The organism is Aquabacterium sp. (assembly GCF_016195855.1).
GTDB lineage: Bacteria > Pseudomonadota > Gammaproteobacteria > Burkholderiales > Burkholderiaceae_C > Aquabacterium.
The window spans coordinates 107,254-129,250 of record NZ_JACPYU010000025.1; the positions used below are offsets into that span (position 1 = coordinate 107,254).

A 21,997-nucleotide genomic window follows, 5' to 3' on the forward strand; every position below is an offset into this window, starting at 1 on the left:
CCTCAGAACTGGCGAGAGGCAGACAGCTTCACACTGCGGCCGGCATACGGATACACATAGGGCTCGCCACACAGGTAGGTGGAGCCATAGTTGAAGCCCTTCTTGTCAGCCAGATTGGCGCCCGACAAGGCAATGGTCCAGACGCGGTCCGTCCAGGCGTAACGGGCGTCCAGCAACGTGGAAGACGGCACACGCATCGCACACAGATTGTCCTCGTCACCGACATAACGGGACGACGCCAGATACTGCATGCCCAGCTCCAGCGTGTGCTGGTCGTTGATGCGATAGGTCACGCGGGCGGTGGCCGTGTGCGGTGCGACCTGCGTCATTTCCTTGCCAGCATTCGCACCGGCTCGGAAGCGGGCCGTCAATTGCTGCCAGGTGGCGGCCAGCGTCAACGCCTTGACCGGGCTCCAGTGGCCCTCGATCTCGGTACCGGCCCGACGCGTCGGGTCCAGATTGGCATTCGCATACAGCACGCTGTCGAAGGCGATTTCATGGACCGTCTTCTGGCTGAAGAACCGCAGGGTGGCGCCATCGCCACCGCTCATCCACTTCACCCCCAACTCACGGTCGGTGTTCTGCTGCGGCAACAGGGGCCCCTGTGAAGGCGTCGTCCTGTTGTCGTCCACGTTGGCCAGACGGTACGACGAGGCCAGGCGCCCGTAGACGTCCCAACCGGGCACCACGGTCTGGCTGACGCCCAGCTCACCGGCATGCAGCTTGTCTCGGCGGTCGTAGCTCACAGGCAGCATGCCCCACGCCACATCGCCAGGAAAGTCCCCTTCTTTGCGCACACGCTCTTCACGCCAGCCCACGCTCACGCGAGTCTGTGTGGGCAGGTGAACATCGGTCTGCACGAAGAAGGCACGGTTGTTCTGGCTGCCCGTCTCCAGGCCATCGCTACCGGTCTTGTCGAAGGACCACTGCTGCCAGTCCAGACCCATCAAGGCCTTGACATCGGCACCCCACAGCGCACTGGTATAGACCAGTCGAGGCGTGAGCTGGTTTTGCGTCGTATGCCCCACCACCTTCGGTGAGCCAAACGACACGTACTGGTAGCTGGGCTGCCGCTCACGATAGCCGGCATCCATCTGCAGGCTCCAGACGCCCCATTGATGCGCAAGGTTACCCAGCAAACGCGTCTCCTGATTGCTGGCGTCGTCCTGAGGGGTGATCGTGGCACGCGGGTTGGCCTTGAAGCCTGAGTAAAGCAAGGAGCCAGGCAAGCGCGATGCTTCATATTCCTGCATCAGGCGCAAACCGCCACGCCACGCGGCTTGTTGCCATTGCACCCCGACAGCCATCGCATCCTGCTTGTAGCTGCCATTGTCACGAAAGCCGTTGCTGCGCACGCGCTTGAAGGAGGCGTCCAGCGCCACCGGCCCCAGGCCCCATCGGCCATCGGCCTGCAGCTCTTGCCCGCCAAAGCTCTCGACAGCCGCACTGATGCGCGCACGGCTGACATCACCCTGTCCCGTCTTGAGGATGACGTTGATGACGCCCGACGAGGCGCCCTCACCCCACAACACGCTGCTTCCCCCGCGCACGATCTCGATGCGGTCGACAAGATCCAGGGGGATGGAAGTCAGGCGAGCCGCCACCCCTTCGTTCTCGCTCAGCCTGATGCCGTCGAGCAGCACCACCATGTTCTGGCTGGCCGTGGCACCAAAGCCGCGCAAGTCCAGCACGTTTTCCCGGCCGTTGCTGAGATCGGATGTCGAGGCCACGCCAGCGAGCTTGCGAATGGCCTCGTTGACGTCGGCCACACCCGATCGCTGGATCTGCTCGGCCGTGATCACCGTCGCCCCGATGGGCGCGGTTTGCAGCAACTGCGGCATGCGGCTGGCGGTCACCACCACCGGCTCAACCGCTTCCTGCGCCTGCGCCATCCCGGCGCCAGACAAAGCCAAACCACACGCCACGGCCAAAGCCGAACGCACCCCGGGTGCCACGCGCACCGAGTTCAAAAACAACATGATGAATCAGACAGGACAAGAGCCCCTGCCAGCGTCCCCGCAGGCATTGGGCGATATGGCCTGGCAACGCTCGAAGAGCGACGCCGGGCCCCTTGTCGGCCGGTATCCGGGCTAGGCGATGCGGCTTGCGAAACCTTCCCAGTCGCTTTCAGGTGACCAGTGGTTGAGAACGCAAGCTGAGCCCGTGAAGACTCGATCGCCGACCGTTGCGGGGGCAGCGCAGGTCAGACCGGCGTCATCGGCAAATGCGTGAACATGCGTGACGCGGCAGTCTTCCTGCTTCCCGTTTAACTGCACCGGGCGAACCCCAGTGCGAGCACCAACGGGGCGCATTGTAAGGCGCCTACAATGATTGTTCTGCTGTAGAGCCACAAGGCCCCTCCGAACCGGGTGGGTACCACGATCAGCCCATGTCCAGAATCGACGAACTCACGGACCGTATCGAGCGCCTGCTGTTGCGCCACGAAGAACTGCGCCGCACCAATGCCCTGCTGGAGCAGCAGGTGGTCGTGGCCACGCAGGAGCGCGACTCGCTTCGCGCACGCCTGGCTGCGGCCCGCGCCCGCATCGATGCCCTGATCGACAAGTTGCCCCAGCACCCGGGCGAAGCGGGCGATGGCCACGACGGCAGCGCCCACCCTGACGCCTGACACGAGGCCCCACACGCATGAAGCAGATTGAAGTTTCCATCATGGGCCAGAGCTACCTGCTGGGTTGCCCGGAAGGTGGTGAAGAGCGCCTGAAAGAGGCCGTGCACCAGGTGGACCGCGAGATGTGCGCCATCCGTGACAGCGGCAAGCTCAAGGCGCGCGAGCGCATTGCCGTGCTGGCCGCGCTCAACCTGGCCTATATGTTGACGGAGCGGCCCACAGAACAGGCCAAAAGCACACCCGCCAAACACGCCCAAGCTGCCAACGATGACCCGGCGCTGCCCACCGCCGAATACATCGACAAGCTGATCAACAGGCTGGACCAGGCGCTCGACAGCGACGGCCACTTGATCTGATCAGGCGATCTTGTCAAGAAGCCCCTCAAGACGGCGTATTTGCACAACCAAATCCGGCGAGAGCACGTAGAATGAAATCGTCCGTCGCGTTCGTGGTTGTTTTTATTTCCTTGAACCGATGCTCTTAGAGCCAGGGCTTGGAATATCGTTGTGCTGGTGTGATCGTCTCGCGTCAGATGAACCCGAAGTGCAACTGACCTCGCCCACCTGAATCCACCTGGGTTCAGGAATGCGGCAACCAGTCTGCGGCGGGCCTTTGATTCATGCAAAACGGCCAGACCCCTCTCGGGATCTGGCCGTTTTCTTTTGTGCTTGAGTTGATCAGTTGGCCGGCACGAACTGGATGCTGGCCAGCACGATGCGATTGCCACCCTTCTCACGCGCAGAAGCCATGGCGCGGTCTGCACTGCGCATGAGCTCGTCGATGCCACCGGCGGTATGCGGGAAGCTGGCCACACCCATGGCCACCGTGAACGGGATCTGCTGGCCGTTGTAAGGCACGATGTGTTGCGCGCATTGGCGGCGCAACTGCTCCATCCTGGAGTGTGCCGTGGCCAGGCCCACACCGGACAGCAAAACGACAAATCGGTCACCGCCCAGGCGGCATGGGGAGTCCATGGCACGGGTGTTGGCGCGCAGCAAACGGCCCAGCGCCTCGACCACGCGCTCGCAGCCCTCGACGCTGTGCATGCGGCGGATTTCGTCAATGTTGTCGATGGACACCGACACCAGGGCGAATTCGCGCTGCTCGCGGCTGGACAGATCGGCCTCGCGGCGCAACTGCTCTTCGAAGTGCGCGCGGTGATACAGACCGGACACGGCATCGCGGACCTGGTTGTCCTCCACATCGCGGCGCAGTGAGTCATTGGCTTTTTGTTGCTGCTCCAGCTGGGCCAGTGCCGTCTGCAACTGGGTTTCGCGGCGGCGGGATTCGGTCACGTCCTGCCAGACAGACAGGAGCTTGCTGCCACCGCTGGCCTCATCAGTGAAGGCCTGGCGCCAGGTCACGAACTCGTGGCGCCCCGTGCTGAGCTCCAGCTTGTGTTCGGCCCGCACGCCATCAGGCGCAGCCTGAGCTTGCTGGTCTGCCGCACGCAAGGCCACGGCCTGGGTCGCGTCAAAGAGTTCGGCATCCACCGCCCCCACGACATGGCGATCCGTCAGGCCCAGCAACCTGGCTGCGGCTTCATTGGCCACGTCGTACCGGCCACTGGCCACGTCCTTGACCAGCACCGCCAACCCCAGTTGGTCCAGCGCATGCAAGACCTTCTGATTCAAGGCCACGCTCTGGAGCGTGTCAGCTTCTGTGGTTTGGGCCATATGAGTTGGATTGTTTTATGGAGTCGACCGGCACCCGGCCCTCCCTGTTGCCAAGCATAAGTCATCGAATGTTCGCCGAAAATAACTTGCCTGGCTGTCCTTCAAACAAGGGATGTGCACCGAGTTTCTGCGACATATGCGGTTTTTCGCACACGCGCCGAAGCTTGACCCCCCGTATTTGCAAGCAAACCACAGCAACCGGTCACCAACCGTGACCAGAACACCCCACTTTCAGACTTCACCATGACGACCAACATGACTCAGATCAGCCTGCTGGGCTGCGGCCTGATGGGCACCCCGATGGCCCGCCGCCTTCTGGCTGCCGGCTCCCCGCTGACGGTCTGGAACCGCACACGGGCCAAGGCAGACGCCCTGATTGCCGACGGCGCCAGGGTGGCCCACACCCCCGCCCAAGCCGTGGCGCAGGCCGACATCGTCATCACCATGCTGGAGCACGGCGGCGTGGTCGAAGACGTGCTGTTCAACCCGGCCTTGCCCGGTGCCGCTACCACCCTGAGGCCCGGCACCCTGGTGATCGACATGAGCTCCATCCTGCCCGAGCAGGCTCAGCAGCACGCCAGCAAGCTGGCCCAGCAGGGGGTGCAAACCCTGGACGCCCCGGTTTCGGGCGGCACGGTGGGCGCCGAAGCCGGCACCCTGGCGATCATGGCAGGCGGCCTTGAAGCCGACTTTGAACGCGCCAGGCCCGTTCTGGAAGTGCTGGGGCGCCCCGTGCATGTGGGCCCGGCCGGCGCGGGCCAACTGACCAAACTGGCTAACCAGATGATCGTGGGCATCACCATCGGCGCAGTGGCCGAGGCCCTGCTGATGGCCGAACGCGGTGGCGCCGACCCCGCACGCGTTCGCCAGGCCTTGCGAGGCGGTTTTGCCGAAAGCCGCATTCTGGAGGTGCATGGCCTGCGCATGGTCGAGGGGGACTTTGCCAAGCGCGGCTCACTGGCCATCCAGCTCAAGGATTTGCGCAATGCCCTGCACACCTCGGCCGGCCTGGGTTTTGACGCCCCCATCACCCGCCACCTGGCCGCCCTGTACGAGGACGCTGCCGAGCATGGCTTTGCCGAGCTGGACCAGTCCGGGCTTTACCGGGAACTGCAGCGCCGTCAGCAGCCTTGATCGCCGCTTGAGCAGCGCAACTGTGGCGCACATGCCTAACGTTCAACAATATCCTTGATTCCGGGGGCTCCCCCATCGGGAAGGCGACTTGTACGATGGCCCGTGGCTTGCCTCGATGCAGCCACATCGTTGCCCTCGCCTAGGCGAGCGACAACGCATCCACCACCACAAATCAAGGAGTGAACATGCGTCACATCAGCACATTGAAATGGGCCCTCGTGGCCGCGGCCAGTACCCTCGCCGTTCAGGCCCACGCCGAACTGCAGACCTGGCGCCTGACCGCCACGGCCTACAAGCAAGCTGCCGAGGATGCGCTGCCGGACTACGTCAGTCTGGGCAGCACCCTCACGGTGGACTACACCATCGACACACAGACCCCCTCTGATACGACCATCCCTGGCTTTTTCTCCGGTGCCGTCGTCAACTTCAGCTTCCATGGCGAAACGTCCGATGCCCAGGGTTACCTGTCTGCCACGGGTTCGGGCCTGAATGCCATCAACATCTGGCCCGTTTCCATGCGCAACGACACCCTCAACTTCTTGTCGTTCAACCTCTTTACCGACAAGACCTCGCCAGATGTGGCCTCCGCGCTGAATGACTTCGCCTCGGCCACCGCCAATCCCGGCGGTGCAGACTGGACCGATCTGCGCCTGGACTTCAACAATGGCAGCGTCTGGGCCAAGCCCGAGTCCTTTGCGGCCGTACCCGAGCCCGGCACCTATGGCCTGATGCTGCTGGGCCTGGCCGCCGTGGCTGTCGGTGCAAAGCGCCAGCGCCGCCACCACTGATCGCCCCCACCACATGAAGGCGGGCTGCAACGGTGCGGCCCGCCTTCATCATTTCCGGCCAGCCTGACAACGCAGCGACACATATTCATTGTCCAATTGACGGCCCGCGATACCCGAACCAGCACACAGGCCCTTTCGATGAAGTTGACGAAATCCGTATCCATCCTGTCCATGGTGGCGTGGGCCACCGCAGCATGTGCAGGCAGCGCGCCAGCGCCGGACAGCATCCTGGCCGAGCTGTCGCGCTGCGATGGCCGCTTCTTCGCCAGCTTGCAACGCCATGCGGGCGAGTTGTCAGCCAACCCGCACTTCACCATCAAAGGCGCCGAGCTGGCCTATTTCAAAGTCGCTGACCGCACCGCCCCCGAGCACAGCGTGCGCCGCTTCAGCGCGCCGCTGCCCATCGACCAACTGGACGTACTGGGCTATTTCGATGCTCACATGCGCCTGAGCGCAGACGACAGCTTCATCGCCTGGGGCTTCTTGCTGCGAGCTGACACGCAAACGGTCATCAAAGCCACCCAGCACCTGATCTGGGACAAGGAGCGCCTGTTGCAGGATGGCCAGGCGTACACGCGCACCGAGTTGTGGGACCCGGCGCAGGTGGCCAATGGCTGGCAGAAGGTCATGACGCCGGGCGGTGCCGAATCCTCGCCAGACGCGGTCGAACGCATCCTGCGCATCGAGGCCGATGACAAAGACCCCTCGCTGACCCGCTTCGGTTGTGTCTTGCAAGGCACAGTGCCAGCAGACATGCTCAAGGCCCTGCGCCCCGATATCGGCACCAAATCGCCAGGAGCGAAATAAACTGCGCCTCATGGCCGACATCCTGACCCTGACGATGAACCCCGCGATCGACATCTACACGTCGATTGACAAGGTTGTTCCCAATCACAAGCTGCGCTGCGCGGCCGCCCAGACCCACCCAGGTGGCGGCGGCATCAACGTGGCACGGGTCATCCACCGGCTGGGTGGCGATGTGCTCGCGCTCTACACCGCGGGCGGGGTCACAGGCCAGGTGCTGCGGGCTTTGCTGCAAGCCGAACAGATCCCTGCACAGGCCATCGACATCGCGGGCGAAACGCGCGAGAGCTTCTCCGTGCATGAAACCGGCAGCCAGCAGGACTTCAGGTTTGTGCTGCCCGGCCCTACCCTGAGCCCGGACGAAGGCGCCACCAGCCTGCGCCAGCTTGCCGACCTGGCCTCATCGGCCCGCCATGTGATCGCCAGCGGCAGCCTGCCCCCCGGCATCCCCGATGATTTCTACGCCCAGGTCGCCAAGCAAGTGCGCGCCCAAGGTTGCCAGATGGTGCTCGACACGTCCGGGCCGGCTTTGAGCGCGGCATTGCAGGCCGGCGGCATCTACCTGATCAAACCCAGCCTGCGCGAATTGCGTGAGCTGACCGGCCGCCCCTTGAACACCGAAGCCGACTGGTGCACGGCCTCAAGGGCCCTGATTGCACAAGGGCAGGCCGAGATCGTGGCCCTGTCGCTGGGTGAAGACGGTGCACTGCTGGTGTCGGCCACACAAGCCTGGCGTGCACAGGCCCTGCAGGTTGAAGTGGCCAGCACGATTGGCGCAGGCGACAGCTTCCTGGCCGCGCTGGTCTGGGCGCTGAGCCAGTCCCACGATCTGGCTCAGGCCTTGCGCCAGGCCATGGCGGCGGGGGCCGCTGCGCTGCTGTCATCGGGTACGGCACTCAGCCAGCCCGCCGACATTGCGCGCCTGTTGCCGGCCGTGCAGTTGCGCGCGGCCTGAGCCCGCCAGGCGCGACGACATGTCCAACCTGCTCTCGCACCTGCATTGGTCCTTGATCGCCGTAGAGCACAGCATGCTGGTGCTGGCAGGCCTGCTTGTCTACCTGACCTCGACGCGCCTCACACGCCAGCACCGCCACCCGTCTGCGGCGCTGGCCTGGGTGCTCATGATCACCTTGCTGCCCTACCTGGGCATCCCGCTGTACCTGTTGATCGGCGTGCGCAAGGTGCCACGCGCACAAGGCCGTTCACGCCCTGCGCCAGCGTCGCAGCCCGGCGACGCCACGCATTGGGCGCTGGGCTTGGGCGAAGCCCTGGCCCTGCCCGCACCCACGCGCAACAGCGCCGTGGCCTTCCAGGCCGATGGCCAGGCCGCACTGGACCGCCTCATGCAACTGGTGGAGCAAGCCACGCACCGCATCGACATCTGCACCTTCGTGCTGGGGCATGACGCGGTCGCCGCGAACCTGTCAGCCGCACTGGGCCGCGCCGCGCGCCGGGGCGTGAAGGTACGCCTGCTGCTCGATGAGCTGGGCAGCTGGTCCACCCCCCGTTCGACGCTGCGCACGCTGCGTGGCCACGGGATCGAGTTGCAGCTCTTCATGCCGGTGCTGCCCAATATCCGCCGGGGCCGCGTCAACCTGCGCAATCACCGCAAGCTGGTGGTGGTCGACGGCCAGCACGTCTGGAGCGGTGGGCGCAACCTGGCCGCAGAGTACTTCGTCGGCCAGGGCTCGGCCCCCGTCTGGACCGACATCAGCTTCGTGGTCAGTGGCCCGCTGGCCCGGCAGGCACAAGATCTCTACCAGCAGGACTGGCAGGTGGCCAGTGGCGAGAGAGGCTTTGTCGATGCCGCCATCGCCACGCCCGCCGCCCCCACCAGCGGCGCCTTGCTGCAATGGATACCCAGCGGCCCCGACCATGCAGACGACACACTCTATGCCCTGCTGCTGGCCGCTGCCTACCGCGCCGAGCAACGCATCATGCTGGTGTCGCCCTACTTCGTGCCCGACGATGCCCTGTTGACCGCCTGGTGCATGGCCTGCCGACGCGGGGTGAAGCTCACGCTCGTGATCCCCGCGCGCTCCAACCATCGCCTGGCCGATGTGGCCCGTTCACCTTCATTGCGTGCGCTGATGGCCGCGGGCGCCCAGGTCATGCTGTACCCACGCATGCTGCACGCCAAAGCGATCATCGTGGATGACGACGTGGCCTGGTGCGGCTCAGCCAACCTGGACAGCCGCAGCCTGTTTCTCAACTTCGAGCTGAACACGGCGTTTTATGATGCCGACGCCATTGCCTGGCTCTCCCAATGGGCCCGGCAACTGGCCGATGAGAGCGAACCTGCACCAGCGCAAGCGCCATCAGCAGCCCGCGAGCTGTTTGAAGGCCTGGTGCGCATCGTTGGCTTCCAGCTTTGACCCCCAAAAACACCATGGACATCGACCCCAAGGACCTCATCGAGCAAGCCCGCTCCGCCACGGAGCTGAAAGAGGCCAGCACAGCGCGGCTCAACGCCACGGTGGCCATCACGGTGGCCGCGCTCGCCACGTTCATGGGCATCTGCAAGGTCAAGGACGACAACATCACGCAGGCCATGCAGCAGGCACAGTCCGACAAGCTGGACCACTGGGCCTACTACCAGGCCCGGAACCTGCGCCAGGAGATCGCTGAAGCCACGTTGACCCAGATCGCGTTGACGCGCCCTGCATCGACCGATCCGAAGGCCCCAGACTATGAGCGGGCCATCGTCAAATACCAGGCCCTTGCCAAGGAACAGGCCCAGAAAAAGGACGCCATGAAGGCCGCCGCGGAGCAGGATCAAAAGAACTACGACGCGCTGAACTACCGCGACGACCAGTTCGACTTGTCTGATGCCTTGCTGGCGATCGCCATCGCCATGCTGGCGGTCACCGCGCTCACCGGCATGTGGGCCTTGTACTGGACGGCGCTGGTGCCCACGGGCTTTGGCGTGCTGATGGGGGTGGCGGGCCTGGCTGCCCTGCCCATCCACCCGGACGCCTTGATCAAGCTGCTGTCCTGATCATCAAAAACGCACGCCGCCAGACACACGCCAGGCATCGTCACCTGAGAAATTCTGCTTCGGATCGCGTGCCAGCCGCACGAACCAGCTCGGGAAGTCCCAGGTCACGCTCAAGGCCCAGGCCTTGATGTAGCCCACGTCGCTGTCACCCGACTTGCGCATCAGGTCCAGCGACAGGCGGTCCTCCTCGACAGGGATGCGTGCGGTGAGGTGCCAGTCAGTTTGCCCGGTGTGCAGCCGGTCGTCATGGATCACGAACAGCGACCAGTTCTGTCCATTGGCGAACTGGTGCCCGCCCCCCAAGGTGAGCGCGTCATTGGGATCGAAGTTGAGGTTGAAGTAGGGCTTGAGGTTGGTGCGGCCCCAGCCCAGCAGGCCATACCACTCGTGCCCGATCTGCGCATTGAGGCTGCCCCCCACGTAGCCACCTGTGGCCGCCTGCAAGGAGGGCTGCACCGACACCAGGTCGGACAAATCCACGCTGGTGTCGGCGCCCACGCGGTCCTGCCCGCCAAAGCCGTGGTCTTCATAGTGCCCGACCCAGACGTGGCTGCCCTCGTGCTGCCAGCGCAGATTGATGTCCTTGCCCTCGTCGTCGGCATATTGGTAGTAGCCCATCGTGAGCTTGAAGGGGTGTTTGTCTGCGTCGTCACTTTGTGCGTGGGCCACGCCCATGCCTGTCAACACGCAGATCATCAGCAGCTTGCGAAGTGTCATGGTTCTCATCCGGATCAGTTCAAGCGGTGTCGCGACAAACAGGCCGTGACCGGCCTGTATACGTGAAAGTGGGTGACTGTGCCAAGCCTCTGGCGCTGCATTGAAACCCTGTGTCTGTTGTAGCCAACGGTGTCAACCACTCGTCAAACAGCTGCGTTATCGTGCAGTACCCCAGCCTATCCGAGGTGTTTGGGGGCTCTTTCTGCTCCAACCAGAGCTTGCTTATTACAGAAGGACATTCACCATGAAAAAGTCTCTCCTCGTCGCATCGGTTCTCGCTTTGTTTGCCAGCATGTCCTTTGCTCAAGCCCAGACCGCCCCGATGGGCGAGCCGGCTGCCACGGCATCTGCACCTGCCAAGCACAAGAAGCACCACAAGGCTGTGCACAAGCACATGCGTCACCACAAGGCTGCCACGGCCGCTTCGGGCGCCAGCAAGTAAGCCGCTTGCGGTTTTGCGCCAAAAAGCCGGGTTACCCCGGCTTTTGTCATTTCCGTGTGTACTTTGTCTCAGCCGGCCCTGCGTGCAGTCTGAAAGAATGAAGAACAAGAACAACAAGCGATTGACGCGACAAATGCACCTCCGCACGACATGGCTGGCACACCTGGTGTTTGCTGCCGCCAGCGCCTTGACACCCCTGGCGCAAGCCAGCACGGATGGCATCCAGTTCGCATGCGGCGCCAGCCTGGCACCGGCCATCCAGATTGGCATGGGGCGCTACCTGGCCGAGCTGGACATTGGCCCTGCGCTCTACCAACTCACGGCTGACACGCAGACCGGCTCGCTGACCTACACCCTGCGCACGCCCGCTGACGACCACAACACGCTGGACCTGTTCAAACGCCCCGAGTTCAATGTGGGCCAGGACACCGTAACCCTGCCTCAAGCCGGCAAGGCACCCATGTCCGTGCAGACGGTATCGCGCAAGGAAATCGTGCTGGCCCTCATGCAGCATGGCCGCCAAACCGTGTTCAGCGGCGCAGCCTGTGATCTGCAAGCCCTCAAGGATCAGGTCGGCTTGCGGCAGAACATCGTGGCCTGGTCAGAGCACCTGCACTGGGTCTGGCCCGATGGTGGCCCGGCCCGCTGGAACGCCCGCTACTGGCGCGACGGCACCCCGGTGCGTGGCCGCCCTCTGCACACGGCCTTGCTGGATGCGTTCACCAACGAGCACCGTTATGCGATTGGTTGCTACACCGCCACCAAGCTGGTCGTGCTGCAAGGCATCACGGACTACTACCGCCGCGTCAAGGCTGACCCGGCGCACACCGCGCTGGTCGAGCAGCGCGTTCAGGTCAACGGCGACCCGCTGGTCAACATCGAACCGGGCGACATGTGGTTCTTTGAAGATGACTTCGACCCGCGCGAGAAGGACAGGCCCGGCAAGCTGATGAAGATGCACTACAACGTCGCGCCGACCAACTTCGTGCCCGGCGACTGGATCTACATCCTCAATACCGACCCCAAGACCCGCCACAAGACCGGCTATGAGGGCTCCAACGCGCTGTACATGGGGCGCAACCGTTTTGACGATTACTTCAACGACCACAACCATTCGTACAGCTACGAAGAAAAGGTCGATGAGGTCTACCAATGGCGCAACGGGGTGTTCAGCCGCTCGCGTGACGCCGACAAGATCCAGCCCCTGAGCGCCGAGGACATGCGCCGCTTGAGCCAGCGCCCTGCCCAGGGTGGGCTGGTGAAGGGCTACCGCGTGGTGCCCTACCTGTTCGGCTTTGAGGCGCTGCCAGCCTGGCGCCACCCCTGAGCCGCCTGCGCCTGATCAGGCCTGCTGGTAAAGCGCCTGGGCCAGCGGGTTGGGCGTGGGCTCGGCGATCTTGCTCAGCGTGTTGCGGTCACGGTGGTGGAAGGGTTCGGCCTGGCCCTTGATCTCCATCACGGTGTCCTCGTCATAAGACCAGGTGCCATCCGGGTTGATCGTCACCTGGATGCGGAATTCCACCGTGCGGAAGGCATGTTCCAGAAACGGCGTCGAGCAGATGCCGTAGTCCAGCTGCCCCCGCGTGGCGACCAGCTCGAAGCTGGTGGCATCGGCCGTGGCCTTGCCCGCCGCCATCACGGTCTGCGCACGCGGGATGGTCAGGGTGTGGATGACGGTCCCGGTGGTGGGCTCCCACAACCAGTAGCCAACCTGGTCATGGTAGGTCTTGACCTGATCCGGCTTGGTCACGTGCGTGTGATAGCGCAGGCCGTAGAACAGCTGCGGGCCGTTGGTTTGCGGGTCAATGGGCTGCAACTCGATGCGCTCGACATAGGCCTGCTTCTTGGCGCCTTCCGCCTTGGGTTTGACGTCCAGGCCGCGCGTGCCCTGCCAGATACCGGCCATGCCGCGCAGGGGCCCCAGGTTTTTCAGGGTGTCCACATCCACATTGGACGGCTCGGTATAGATGTCCTTCGGAAAATCACTCATGCCCACTCCTGGCTGACAAGGTTTCACTGACGTCAATTTAGCGTCAAATCGAGCTGTGTCGCCCGCCCCACTGCCATTGACCTGGGCTTGAATTGCGCTACCCTTGGCGACATCACCGGCAAGGATCAGGAACACCCATGTGCACCATCTGTGGCTGTGAGTCTGCCCAAAGCCATGCGCACGAGCATGGCCACGTGCATGACGATGTGCATGAGCACCCCCATCCTCAAGCGCATGGTGGCGACATGCACACCCGCGTCCTGCAGCTGGAGCAGGACATCCTGGCCGGCAACGACCATGTCGCCGCCCACATCCGCGAACACCTGGCCGCCCACCACACCCTGGCACTCAACCTGGTCTCCAGCCCGGGCTCGGGCAAAACCACCTTGCTGGTTGAAACCGTGCAACGCCTGCAGGCCAGCCGCCCCGTGGCCGTGATCGAGGGCGACCAGCAAACCAGTTTCGACGCCGAACGCATCCGGGCCACCGGCGTGCGCGCCATCCAGATCAACACCGGCAAGGGCTGCCACCTCGACGCCCGCATGGTGCACGATGCCCTGCACCACCTGCCCGATCTGGATCACGGCGTGCTGATGATCGAAAACGTCGGCAACCTGGTCTGCCCCGCCGCCTTTGACCTGGGTGAACGCACCAAGGTGCTGGTGTTCTCCGTCACAGAGGGTGAAGACAAGCCCCTCAAATACCCCGATATGTTCCAGGCCGCCGGCCTGATCCTGCTCAACAAGTGCGATCTGCTGCCGCACCTGCGCTTCGACATGGACAAGGCCATGGGCTTCATCCGTCAGGTCAACCCCGATGCCGCCGTCATCGCGCTCTCGGCCACCACCGGCCAGGGTTTTGATGACTGGATGGGCTGGCTGGAGCAGCAATGCACCGCCGCCTAGCCGTGCGTGGGCAGGTCCAGGGCGTGGGTTTCCGCCCCTGGGTCTGGCAACAGGCCACCGCGCTGGGCCTGATCGGCTGGGTGCGCAACACCAGCTTCGGCGTGGAAATCGACCTGCACGGTGATGCGGCCTTGCTGGACACCCTGCAAGAGCGACTGTGGCAAGCCCCGGCGCCCGCCAAGGTCGAGCAAGTGGACGTGCTGACGGCCACGTCCACCACCGACACCTCGGCGCCCACCAAGCCTTTCGAGATCCAGCCCAGCGTCAGCAGCCCCCATCCCCACATGGCCACGATTGGCGCCGACCTGGGCGTGTGCGCCCGCTGCCTGTCGGAGCTGTTCAACCCGGACAACCGGCGCTGGCGGCATGCCTTCATCAACTGCCCGCAATGCGGGCCTCGCTACACCGTCACCCGCAGCCTGCCGTTTGACCGCGGCCACACCAGCCTGGCGCGCTTCCTGCCCTGCCCGACATGCGACGCCGAATACAAGAACGGCGCAGACCGGCGCTTTCACCACCAGACCAACACCTGCCCCGAATGCGGCCCGCGCCTGTGGCTCAAGCAGACCGACGGCAGCCTCGATGAGCACGACCCGATTGCCGCCGGCCTGAAGCTGCTGCGCGAAGGCGGCATCCTGGCGGTCAAGGGCCTGGGTGGCTTTCACCTCGTCTGCGATGCCCGCCAGCCCGATGCCGTGGCCCGCTTGCGCCAGCGCAAGCGGCGCGACGCCAAACCCCTGGCCGTGATGATGGCCAACCCGGCGTCCATCCCGCCCTGGGCCCCGATGACCCCGCACGAGCAGCGCTGGCTGCAATCGGCCGAGCGCCCCATCGTGTTGCTGACGCAATCCGACCGCGCCAAACGCGAGATGCCTCGGGTGGCCCCCGACCTGGCCTGGCTGGGTGTGATGCTGCCCTACACCCCCATCCACTTCCTGCTCTTTCACGAGGCAGCGGGCCGCCCTGCCGGCACCGACTGGCTGACACGCCCGCAGGAGATGGTGATGGTGGTCACCAGTGGCAATGCCAGCGGATCGCCCCTGGTGATCGACAACGAAACCGCGCAGCTGGAGCTGGCCGAGATCGCCGACGGCTGGCTGCTGCACGACCGCGACATCCTGGCGCGCAACGACGACTCGGTGCTGCGGGTGCGGCCCGATGGCTCGGCCTGTTTCATCCGGCGCAGCCGGGGTTATGCCCCCATGCCGGTGGCCCTGCCCACGCAGCCCGGCAAAAGCCAGGACGAGCAGCATCTGCCACCCTCCGTGCTGGCCATGGGCGCATTGCTCAAAAGTACCTTGTGCATCACCCAGGGCGACCGCGCCATGGTGTCGCCCCATGTGGGTGACCTGGACTCGGTCGACACGCGCGTGGTCTTCACCCGCATGGCCGACATCTGGCCCGGCTGGCTGCGCACCCAGCCCGACGCCCTGGCCTGCGACCTGCACCCCGACTTCTTCAGCACCATCCTGGCCGCGCACATGGCCCACAGCCGCGCCTCCACCGCGTCGGGCGTGCAGGCCTTGCCGCTGATCCAGGTCCAGCACCACCACGCCCATGTGGCCGCCGTGCTGGCCGAGCATGCCGACGAAAAAGGCGTGCACGGCCCCGTGATCGGCCTGGCGCTGGACGGCCATGGCCTGGGCAGCGACGGCATGGTCTGGGGTGGCGAACTGCTCGCGGTGCAAGAAGACCAGTGCGAGCGCCTGGGCCATTTGTGGCCGCTGGTCATGCCCGGCGGGGACGCCGCCGTGCGCGAGCCCTGGCGCATGGCCGCCTCGCTGCTGCATACCCTGGGGCGCACCAAAGAGATCGGCGTGCGCTTCGCGTCGATCCAGCAATCGGGCCTGTTGCAGCAGTGGTTGTCGCAAAGCACGACGCCGGGTGCGGCCTCCGGCAAGTCACCCGTCACCCATGGGCACGCCCAGACCACCAGCCTGGGGCGCCTGTTCGATGCCGCGGCCGGCCTGCTCAACGTGCTGGCACCCTACACCCAATCACGCTTTGAGGCCGAAGCCGCGATGCGCCTGGAAAGCCTGGCCAGCACCTGCTGGCCCGCCGAACCGCTGAACGGCGGTTGGCAGATCACCGACGAACTGGTGCTCGACTGGCGGCCGCTCATGAACTGGCTGGCCGATCAGGGCGACACGGCGCAAGCGGCGGCGGTGTTCCACGCCACGGTGGCCGCGGCCCTGGCCGACTGGGCCGCCCAGGCCTGCGCGCGCCGGGGCCTGAACACCGTGGTGCTGTCCGGCGGTTGCCTGGCCAACCGCCTGCTCGACGACGCCTTGTACAGCAGCCTGATCGCCCAGGGCCTGAGGGTCTGGCGCCCGGCACAATACCCCTGTGGTGACGGCGGCCTGAGCCTTGGGCAAGCCTGGGTTGCCCGCCAGAGACTGATCAAACAAGACCCATGTGCCTCGCCCTACCAGCCCGCGTGATCGAGATCGACGCCGCCTGCCAGCACGGCACGGTGGACATGGGAGGCGTGCGCAAGCAGGTCTCGCTGGCGCTGCTCGATGAGGTGCAGCTTGGCGACTACGTGATCGTGCACGTGGGCTACGCCCTCACCCGGCTGGACCAGGAGGAGGCCGAGCACACCCTGACCCTGTTTGCCCAGATGGCTGCCGATACAGAGCCAAGCACGCCAGCAAACACGCCGGCAAACGCGCCATGAAGTACGTCAGCGAATTCCGTGACCCGCAACTGGCGCAGCAACTGGCGCAGGCCATGGCACGCGAGGTGCGCCTTGATCGGCCCTACCGCTTCATGGAGTTCTGTGGTGGCCACACACATGCGCTGGCGCGCTACGGCGTGCTGGATCTCTTGCCCCCGCAAGTGCAGATGATCCATGGCCCCGGTTGCCCGGTGTGCGTGCTGCCGATTGGCCGCATCGACATGGCCATCGAGGTGGCGCGCCGCCCTGACGTCGTGCTGGCCAGCTATGGCGATACCTTGCGCATCCCGGTCTCCAAAGGCCTGAGCCTGATGGGCGCGCGCGCTCAGGGTGCTGATGTGCGCGTGGTCTATTCGGTGGACGACGCCTTGCAACTGGCGCGCACTTTGCCTGACCGTGAAGTCGTGTTCCTGGCCATCGGCTTCGAGACCACCACCCCGCCAACGGCCGTGGCCATCCAGACCGCGCAGCGCGAAGGCCTGCGCAACTTCAGCGTGCTGTGCAACCACGTGCTCACGCCAGCGGCCATGCACGCCATCCTGGATCAACCCGAGCCTGTGGCGCTGGACGGGCTGGTGGGGCCGGCGCATGTCTCGACCATCATCGGCTCACGCCCTTACGAGGCCTTTGCCGCCGACTACCGCTTGCCCGTGGTGATCGCCGGCTTCGAGCCGCTGGACGTGATGCAGGCCATCCTGATGCTGATCCGCCAGGTCAACGACGGCCGCGCCGAGGTTGAAAACGAGTTCACGCGTGCGGTCAACCGCGAGGGCAATGCCAAGGCGATTGCCTTGACCGATGAAGTCTTCAGCTTGCGCGACGGCTTCGAGTGGCGCGGCCTGGGCCGCATCCCGCACAGCGCCTTGCGCCTGAGCGATGCCCATGCCGGCATGGACGCCGAGTTGCGCTTTGGGCTGGCTGCGCGTGCGGTGCCCGATCACCCGCGCTGCGAATGCGGCCCGATCCTGCGCGGGCACAAGCGCCCGCAAGACTGCGTGCTGTTTGGCACCATCTGCACGCCCGATCAACCAACGGGCGCCTGCATGGTCAGCTCCGAAGGCGCTTGTGCAGCGCATTACCGTTATGGCCGCCACCAAACCAGCGAGGTCACCGCGTGAGCCCCATCAAGCCCGCCTATGTGCGCCCTCTGGACCTCAAACAAGGCCGTGTTGACCTGACCCATGGTGCAGGCGGTCGTGCCAGCCACCAGTTGATCGAGACGGTGTTCCGGCCTGCTTTCACGCAAACCTGGCCTGGCGGCTGGCAAGACGCGGGCGACGATGGCGCCGTGCTGCCGGAGATCCCTGCGGGCGGCAGGCTGGTCATGGCCACCGACGCGCACGTGGTGTCGCCATTGTTCTTTCCTGGCGGCAACATTGGCAGCCTGGCGGTACACGGCACGGTCAACGACCTGGCCATGATGGGTGCCAGGCCGCTGCACCTGAGCGTGAGCTTCATCCTGGAAGAAGGCCTGCCCCTGAGCGATCTGGTGCGGGTGGTGCAATCGATGGCGCTTGCTGCGCGCGAGGCCGAGGTGGCCATCGTGGCGGGCGACACCAAGGTGGTGGAGCGCGGCAAGGCCGATGGGCTCTACATCAGCACCACCGGCCTGGGCCAGTGCAGGCCGGGCGTGCAACTGTCCGGCAAGTTGGCACAAGCAGGCGACGCGGTGCTGCTGTCGGGCAGCGTGGGCGACCACGGCGTGGCCATCCTCAGTCAGCGCGAGGGGCTGCGCTTTGACGCCCCGATCGAATCTGACAGCGCCGCCTTGCATGGCCTGGTCGCGCACATGCTGGACACGGGCGCGGCCTTGCGCGTGCTGCGCGACCCGACCCGCGGCGGCCTGGCCACCACGCTCAACGAGATCGCCGTGGCCTCCGGCGTGGGCATGCAGCTCGATGAGCGCGCGATCGTGGTGAACCCCACGGTGGCCGCCGCCTGCGAGTTCATGGGGCTGGACCCGCTCTACATGGCCAATGAAGGCAAGCTGATCGCCATCTGTGCCGCCAGTGATGCCGAGCGCCTGCTGAACGCCATGCGCGCCCACCCCTTGGGCCAGCAGGCCTGCCGCATCGGCACCGTCACCCCAAGCCCCAGCGGCCTGGTCCAGATGCGCACCAGCTTTGGCGGGCAGCGCATGCTGGACTGGTTGATGGGCGAGCCCTTGCCTCGCATTTGTTGATGCCCTGACAAAAAGCCGTCACGCCCACTGGATACTTTGAAGCATGCCCCTTAAAACCGAGATCAGCGACATCAAGGACATCCTGCAACGCTACCAGGCGGGGCCGGCTGACTTGCTGCAGGTGCTGCGGCAAGTACAGGCGCACTTCCATCACGTCCCGGCCTTCGCCATTGAGGCTCTGGTGCAAGCCTGGGGGCTCAGTTATGCAGCCGTGCGCAGCGTCGTGGGCTTCTACCATTTCCTCAGCTTCGAGCCCCGCGGCCGCTACACGCTGTACCTGAGCGACAGCGTGACCGACCGCATGCTGGGCAGCGAAGCCATCACACGGCGTCTGGCCGAGCGGCTGGGCGTGACGCTGGAACAAGTGCGTGGCGACGGCCTGGTCTCCCTGCACCGCACCTCGTGCACAGGCCTGTGCGACCAGGGCCCGGCCGGTCTGGTCAATGGCCACCCGCTGACACGCCTGACCGCACGCCGGGCCGATGAGGTTGCCGACCTGATCCTGAGCGACACGCCGCTGGACGCATGGCCCGCCGATTTCTTTGAAGTCAGCAACCCGGTGTGGCGCCACAACCTGACCTTGCGTCACCCCATTGCGCCCGGGCAGGCCATCACCCGCATGTTGGCGATGGGGCCACAGGCCATGCTCGATGAACTGCAGGCCTCCGGCCTGCGCGGGCGTGGCGGCGCAGGCTTTGCCACCTGGCAGAAGTGGCAAGCCTGCCGCCAGGCCACCGGGCTGCGCGCCATCACCTGCAATGCCGACGAGGGCGAGCCCGGCACCTTCAAGGACCGCATGCTGCTGATGCAGTGGGCGCACGAACTCATCGAGGGCATGACCCTGGCGGCGCTCACGGTCGGGGCCACGCAAGGCTTCCTGTATGTGCGCGGTGAGTACGAGTTCATTGAGCCGCATCTGCGCGAGGTGCTGCAAGTGCGCCGTGACCGTAGTCTGCTGGGCAACTCGATCTCAGGATCAGGCCAGGCTTTTGATGTGGCGCTGCACCTGGGCGCCGGCGCCTATGTGTGCGGCGAAGAGACCGCGCTGATCGAATCGGTGGAAGGCAAGCGCGGCATCCCCCGCACGCGCCCGCCCTTCCCGGTAGACCGGGGCTACCTCGGCCTGCCCACCGTCAACAACAATGTGGAGACCTTTGTGCAGGTGGCGCAGATTGCCGTGCATGGCGGTGCCTGGTTTGCCGCACAGGGCACGGCCGCCTCACGCGGCACCCGCATCCTGAGCGTGGCCGGCGACGTGGCCCGCCCCGGCCTGTATGAAGTGCCCTGGGGCGTCACCGTGGCAGAGGTGTTGGCCGACAGTGGCGCCACCGACGTGCAGGCCGTGCTGGTCGGTGGCCCCTCCGGCAAGCTGATCGACGCCAGCCAGTTGCAGCGCCAGATCAGCTTCGAGGACCTGCCCACCGGTGGCGCCTTCACCGTGTTCAACCGCAGCCGCGACATGGTGGACGTGGCCACGCAGTACACGCGCTTTTTCGCGCACGAGTCATGCGGCTTCTGCACGCCCTGCCGCGTGGGTTGTGGCCAGCTGCTGGAAACCGCCGAGCGCCTGATCACGGGCCACGCCAGCCCATGGGACATCACCCGCCTGAAAGAAACCGCCAGCCTGATGCAGCACCACAGCCATTGCGGCCTGGGCCAGACCGCGGCCCACCCGCTGCTGGACGTGATCCAGCACTTCCCTGATCAGGTCGAGCGCCGCCTGGTGCCCGATGAGCAGGCCTTCGACCTGGACGCCGCGACGGCCGACATGCACGCCAACACCCCCACGCCAGCCGGGAGGCCCGCATGAGCCAGCCCGCCACCTTCAAGCTGGACGGGCGCGACATCCCCTTCGAGCCCGGCCAGACCATCATGCAAGCGGTGCAGGCAGCCGGCGCCTACATCCCGCACCTGTGCCACCACGCCGACTTCGAGCCCATTGGCAGCTGCAAGGTCTGCAGTGTGCGCATCAAGGGCCGCACGGTCACCTCCTGCACCATGCCGGCCAGCGCCGGCATGGAAGTTGAATCCGAAGCACCCGACATCAACCGCGACCGCAAGCGCCTGATCCAGATGCTGTTCGTGGAAGGCAACCACCATTGCCCTTTCTGTGAAAAGAGCGGCAACTGCCACCTGCAGGCCCTGGGCTACCACCTGGGCATGCAAGACACCCACTTCGTGCACGCCTACCCGCAGCATGCGGTCGACGCCTCGCACCCCGACGTGATGCTGGACCGCAGCCGCTGCGTGCTGTGCGAGCTGTGCGTGCGCGCCAGCCGCGAGGTGGATGGCAAGAACGTGTTCGCCATCGGTGGCCGCGGCCTGAAAACCGAATTGCTGATCAACAGCCCCAGCGGCACCTTGCGCGACAGCGCCGTGGCCGCCACAGACCGAGCCTTGTCCATCTGCCCCACCGGCGCCCTCATGCCCAAGCGACAAGGCTTCGTCATCCCCATTGGCCAGCGGCACTACGACCACGCCGACATCGCCCAGCACCCGGAGGACACATGAGCCGCAAGCTGCGCATTGCCACCTGCTCACTGGCCGGCTGCTTTGGCTGCCACATGTCTTTTCTGGATGTGGACGAGGCCCTGGCCGACCTGATCGAGCACATCGAGTTCGACCGCAGCCCGCTGACCGACATCAAGCAGGTGAGCGAACACGGCGTGGACATCGGCCTGATCGAAGGCGGCCTGTGCAACCGCGAAAACGTCGAGGTGCTGCACGAGTTCCGGCAGCGCTGCAAGGTGCTGGTGGCCGTGGGAGCCTGCGCCATGTATGGTGGCGTGCCGGCCTTGCGCAATGGCATCCCCGTGTCGGAGCTGGTGGCCGAGGCTTACTTGGGAGCCGACCTGCTCAACCCCCAGGTGCCGCAAGACCCCGAGCTGCCGCCCTTACTCAAGAAGGTGCTGCCGCTGCACGAGGTGGTGCCCATCGACTACACCCTGGCGGGCTGCCCACCGCCAGCCGAGGCCTTTCGCGAACTGATCATGGCCATGCTGGAGCAGCGCGAGCCCGTGCTGCCCGAAGACCTCCGCCGCTTTGATTGACCCGA

Annotated in this window: 22 protein-coding genes and 1 riboswitch; of the genes, 18 read left to right on the forward strand and 4 right to left on the reverse strand. The window is 65.3% G+C overall.

Annotation, left to right across the window (positions count from 1 at the left end):
- Nucleotides 1–2: 2 nt before the first annotated feature.
- Nucleotides 3–1,979: a TonB-dependent receptor plug domain-containing protein gene (locus tag HY019_RS20025; RefSeq protein WP_290695591.1), complete on the reverse strand. Its 1,977-nt coding sequence runs from the start codon at nt 1,977–1,979 to the stop codon at nt 3–5.
- Between the two features lie 79 nt (nt 1,980–2,058).
- Nucleotides 2,059–2,318, reverse strand: a riboswitch (cobalamin riboswitch).
- A gap of 71 nt (nt 2,319–2,389) precedes the next feature.
- Between HY019_RS20025 and HY019_RS20030 the strand changes: the two genes are divergently transcribed.
- The gene (locus tag HY019_RS20030) at nt 2,390–2,629 is read left to right on the forward strand and encodes a hypothetical protein (RefSeq protein WP_035039483.1); all 240 of its coding nucleotides are present in this window, start codon (nt 2,390–2,392) and stop codon (nt 2,627–2,629) included.
- Between the two features lie 17 nt (nt 2,630–2,646).
- The gene (locus HY019_RS20035; RefSeq protein WP_290695594.1) at nt 2,647–2,985 is read left to right on the forward strand and encodes a cell division protein ZapA; all 339 of its coding nucleotides are present in this window, start codon (nt 2,647–2,649) and stop codon (nt 2,983–2,985) included.
- A gap of 321 nt (nt 2,986–3,306) precedes the next feature.
- Here the strand turns inward: HY019_RS20035 and HY019_RS20040 are convergent, their stop codons facing one another.
- Nucleotides 3,307–4,305, reverse strand: coding sequence for a sensor domain-containing diguanylate cyclase (locus HY019_RS20040; protein ID WP_290695596.1), 999 nt, complete (start codon nt 4,303–4,305; stop codon nt 3,307–3,309).
- A 255-nt stretch (nt 4,306–4,560) separates the two neighbouring features.
- Between HY019_RS20040 and HY019_RS20045 the strand changes: the two genes are divergently transcribed.
- From HY019_RS20045 to HY019_RS20070, 6 genes are all read left to right on the forward strand, one after another.
- Nucleotides 4,561–5,439: an NAD(P)-dependent oxidoreductase gene (locus tag HY019_RS20045; protein WP_290695598.1), complete on the forward strand. Its 879-nt coding sequence runs from the start codon at nt 4,561–4,563 to the stop codon at nt 5,437–5,439.
- Between the two features lie 185 nt (nt 5,440–5,624).
- Nucleotides 5,625–6,227: a PEP-CTERM sorting domain-containing protein gene (locus HY019_RS20050; RefSeq protein WP_290695600.1), complete on the forward strand. Its 603-nt coding sequence runs from the start codon at nt 5,625–5,627 to the stop codon at nt 6,225–6,227.
- A gap of 138 nt (nt 6,228–6,365) precedes the next feature.
- Complete coding sequence (locus HY019_RS20055; protein WP_290695601.1) at nt 6,366–7,034, forward strand: hypothetical protein; 669 nt, start codon at nt 6,366–6,368, stop codon at nt 7,032–7,034.
- 10 nt (nt 7,035–7,044) lie between these two features.
- On the forward strand, nt 7,045–7,986 hold the full coding sequence (locus HY019_RS20060) for a 1-phosphofructokinase family hexose kinase (protein WP_290695603.1): 942 nt from the start codon (nt 7,045–7,047) through the stop codon (nt 7,984–7,986).
- Nucleotides 7,987–8,005: 19 nt separating this feature from the next.
- Nucleotides 8,006–9,406, forward strand: a complete 1,401-nt coding sequence (locus tag HY019_RS20065; protein ID WP_290695605.1) for a phospholipase D-like domain-containing protein — start codon at nt 8,006–8,008, stop codon at nt 9,404–9,406.
- A 14-nt stretch (nt 9,407–9,420) separates the two neighbouring features.
- On the forward strand, nt 9,421–10,029 hold the full coding sequence (locus tag HY019_RS20070; protein ID WP_290695607.1) for a DUF4337 domain-containing protein: 609 nt from the start codon (nt 9,421–9,423) through the stop codon (nt 10,027–10,029).
- A gap of 3 nt (nt 10,030–10,032) precedes the next feature.
- Here HY019_RS20070 and HY019_RS20075 read toward each other — a convergent pair whose 3' ends face one another.
- Nucleotides 10,033–10,746: a hypothetical protein gene (locus HY019_RS20075; RefSeq protein WP_290695609.1), complete on the reverse strand. Its 714-nt coding sequence runs from the start codon at nt 10,744–10,746 to the stop codon at nt 10,033–10,035.
- A gap of 244 nt (nt 10,747–10,990) precedes the next feature.
- Here HY019_RS20075 and HY019_RS20080 point away from each other — a divergent pair, with 244 nt between their 5' ends.
- Both HY019_RS20080 and HY019_RS20085 read left to right on the forward strand, forming a co-directional pair.
- Nucleotides 10,991–11,188 (forward strand): hypothetical protein, encoded by a 198-nt coding sequence (locus HY019_RS20080; protein WP_290695611.1) that lies wholly within the window; start codon nt 10,991–10,993, stop codon nt 11,186–11,188.
- 133 nt (nt 11,189–11,321) lie between these two features.
- A complete protein-coding gene (locus HY019_RS20085) occupies nt 11,322–12,515 on the forward strand; it encodes a hypothetical protein (RefSeq protein WP_290695613.1) in 1,194 nt (397 codons plus the stop codon).
- 15 nt (nt 12,516–12,530) lie between these two features.
- Here the strand turns inward: HY019_RS20085 and HY019_RS20090 are convergent, their stop codons facing one another.
- Nucleotides 12,531–13,178, reverse strand: coding sequence for a heme-binding beta-barrel domain-containing protein (locus HY019_RS20090; protein WP_290695615.1), 648 nt, complete (start codon nt 13,176–13,178; stop codon nt 12,531–12,533).
- A gap of 137 nt (nt 13,179–13,315) precedes the next feature.
- Between HY019_RS20090 and hypB the strand changes: the two genes are divergently transcribed.
- Genes hypB through HY019_RS20130 form a run of 8 tightly spaced genes read left to right on the forward strand, consistent with a single transcriptional unit; the run spans nt 13,316 to nt 21,992 of the window.
- Nucleotides 13,316–14,083, forward strand: coding sequence for a hydrogenase nickel incorporation protein HypB (gene hypB, locus HY019_RS20095; protein ID WP_290695617.1), 768 nt, complete (start codon nt 13,316–13,318; stop codon nt 14,081–14,083).
- On the forward strand, nt 14,068–16,524 hold the full coding sequence (gene hypF / locus HY019_RS20100; protein ID WP_290695619.1) for a carbamoyltransferase HypF: 2,457 nt from the start codon (nt 14,068–14,070) through the stop codon (nt 16,522–16,524). The genes hypB and hypF overlap by 16 nt, the downstream gene beginning before the upstream one ends.
- Nucleotides 16,497–16,760, forward strand: coding sequence for a HypC/HybG/HupF family hydrogenase formation chaperone (locus HY019_RS20105; RefSeq protein WP_290695620.1), 264 nt, complete (start codon nt 16,497–16,499; stop codon nt 16,758–16,760). Before hypF ends, HY019_RS20105 begins: the two co-directional genes overlap by 28 nt.
- A complete protein-coding gene (gene hypD / locus HY019_RS20110; RefSeq protein ID WP_290695622.1) occupies nt 16,757–17,878 on the forward strand; it encodes a hydrogenase formation protein HypD in 1,122 nt (373 codons plus the stop codon). Before HY019_RS20105 ends, hypD begins: the two co-directional genes overlap by 4 nt.
- Nucleotides 17,875–18,942, forward strand: coding sequence for a hydrogenase expression/formation protein HypE (gene hypE / locus HY019_RS20115; protein ID WP_290695624.1), 1,068 nt, complete (start codon nt 17,875–17,877; stop codon nt 18,940–18,942). Before hypD ends, hypE begins: the two co-directional genes overlap by 4 nt.
- Nucleotides 18,943–18,985: 43 nt before the next feature.
- A complete protein-coding gene (locus HY019_RS20120; protein ID WP_290695626.1) occupies nt 18,986–20,752 on the forward strand; it encodes an NAD(P)H-dependent oxidoreductase subunit E in 1,767 nt (588 codons plus the stop codon).
- Nucleotides 20,749–21,453, forward strand: a complete 705-nt coding sequence (locus HY019_RS20125; protein WP_290695628.1) for a 2Fe-2S iron-sulfur cluster-binding protein — start codon at nt 20,749–20,751, stop codon at nt 21,451–21,453. The genes HY019_RS20120 and HY019_RS20125 overlap by 4 nt, the downstream gene beginning before the upstream one ends.
- The gene (locus tag HY019_RS20130; protein WP_290695630.1) at nt 21,450–21,992 is read left to right on the forward strand and encodes an NADP oxidoreductase; all 543 of its coding nucleotides are present in this window, start codon (nt 21,450–21,452) and stop codon (nt 21,990–21,992) included. Before HY019_RS20125 ends, HY019_RS20130 begins: the two co-directional genes overlap by 4 nt.
- Nucleotides 21,993–21,997: the final 5 nt, after the last annotated feature.

Coding starts and splice junctions, on each gene's coding strand:
- HY019_RS20075 (WP_290695609.1), bottom strand. CDS start 10,746: ATGACACTTCGCAAGCTGCTGATGATCTGCGTGTTGACAGGCATGGGC.
- HY019_RS20080 (WP_290695611.1), top strand. CDS start 10,991: ATGAAAAAGTCTCTCCTCGTCGCATCGGTTCTCGCTTTGTTTGCCAGC.
- HY019_RS20090 (WP_290695615.1), bottom strand. CDS start 13,178: ATGAGTGATTTTCCGAAGGACATCTATACCGAGCCGTCCAATGTGGAT.
- hypD (WP_290695622.1), top strand. CDS start 16,757: ATGAAGTACGTCAGCGAATTCCGTGACCCGCAACTGGCGCAGCAACTG.
- hypF (WP_290695619.1), top strand. CDS start 14,068: ATGCACCGCCGCCTAGCCGTGCGTGGGCAGGTCCAGGGCGTGGGTTTC.
- HY019_RS20045 (WP_290695598.1), top strand. CDS start 4,561: ATGACTCAGATCAGCCTGCTGGGCTGCGGCCTGATGGGCACCCCGATG.
- HY019_RS20050 (WP_290695600.1), top strand. CDS start 5,625: ATGCGTCACATCAGCACATTGAAATGGGCCCTCGTGGCCGCGGCCAGT.
- HY019_RS20085 (WP_290695613.1), top strand. CDS start 11,322: ATGCACCTCCGCACGACATGGCTGGCACACCTGGTGTTTGCTGCCGCC.
- HY019_RS20040 (WP_290695596.1), bottom strand. CDS start 4,305: ATGGCCCAAACCACAGAAGCTGACACGCTCCAGAGCGTGGCCTTGAAT.
- HY019_RS20060 (WP_290695603.1), top strand. CDS start 7,045: ATGGCCGACATCCTGACCCTGACGATGAACCCCGCGATCGACATCTAC.
- HY019_RS20120 (WP_290695626.1), top strand. CDS start 18,986: ATGCCCCTTAAAACCGAGATCAGCGACATCAAGGACATCCTGCAACGC.
- HY019_RS20070 (WP_290695607.1), top strand. CDS start 9,421: ATGGACATCGACCCCAAGGACCTCATCGAGCAAGCCCGCTCCGCCACG.
- HY019_RS20030 (WP_035039483.1), top strand. CDS start 2,390: ATGTCCAGAATCGACGAACTCACGGACCGTATCGAGCGCCTGCTGTTG.
- HY019_RS20130 (WP_290695630.1), top strand. CDS start 21,450: ATGAGCCGCAAGCTGCGCATTGCCACCTGCTCACTGGCCGGCTGCTTT.
- HY019_RS20125 (WP_290695628.1), top strand. CDS start 20,749: ATGAGCCAGCCCGCCACCTTCAAGCTGGACGGGCGCGACATCCCCTTC.
- HY019_RS20055 (WP_290695601.1), top strand. CDS start 6,366: ATGAAGTTGACGAAATCCGTATCCATCCTGTCCATGGTGGCGTGGGCC.
- hypB (WP_290695617.1), top strand. CDS start 13,316: ATGTGCACCATCTGTGGCTGTGAGTCTGCCCAAAGCCATGCGCACGAG.
- HY019_RS20065 (WP_290695605.1), top strand. CDS start 8,006: ATGTCCAACCTGCTCTCGCACCTGCATTGGTCCTTGATCGCCGTAGAG.
- HY019_RS20105 (WP_290695620.1), top strand. CDS start 16,497: ATGTGCCTCGCCCTACCAGCCCGCGTGATCGAGATCGACGCCGCCTGC.
- HY019_RS20035 (WP_290695594.1), top strand. CDS start 2,647: ATGAAGCAGATTGAAGTTTCCATCATGGGCCAGAGCTACCTGCTGGGT.
- HY019_RS20025 (WP_290695591.1), bottom strand. CDS start 1,979: ATGTTGTTTTTGAACTCGGTGCGCGTGGCACCCGGGGTGCGTTCGGCT.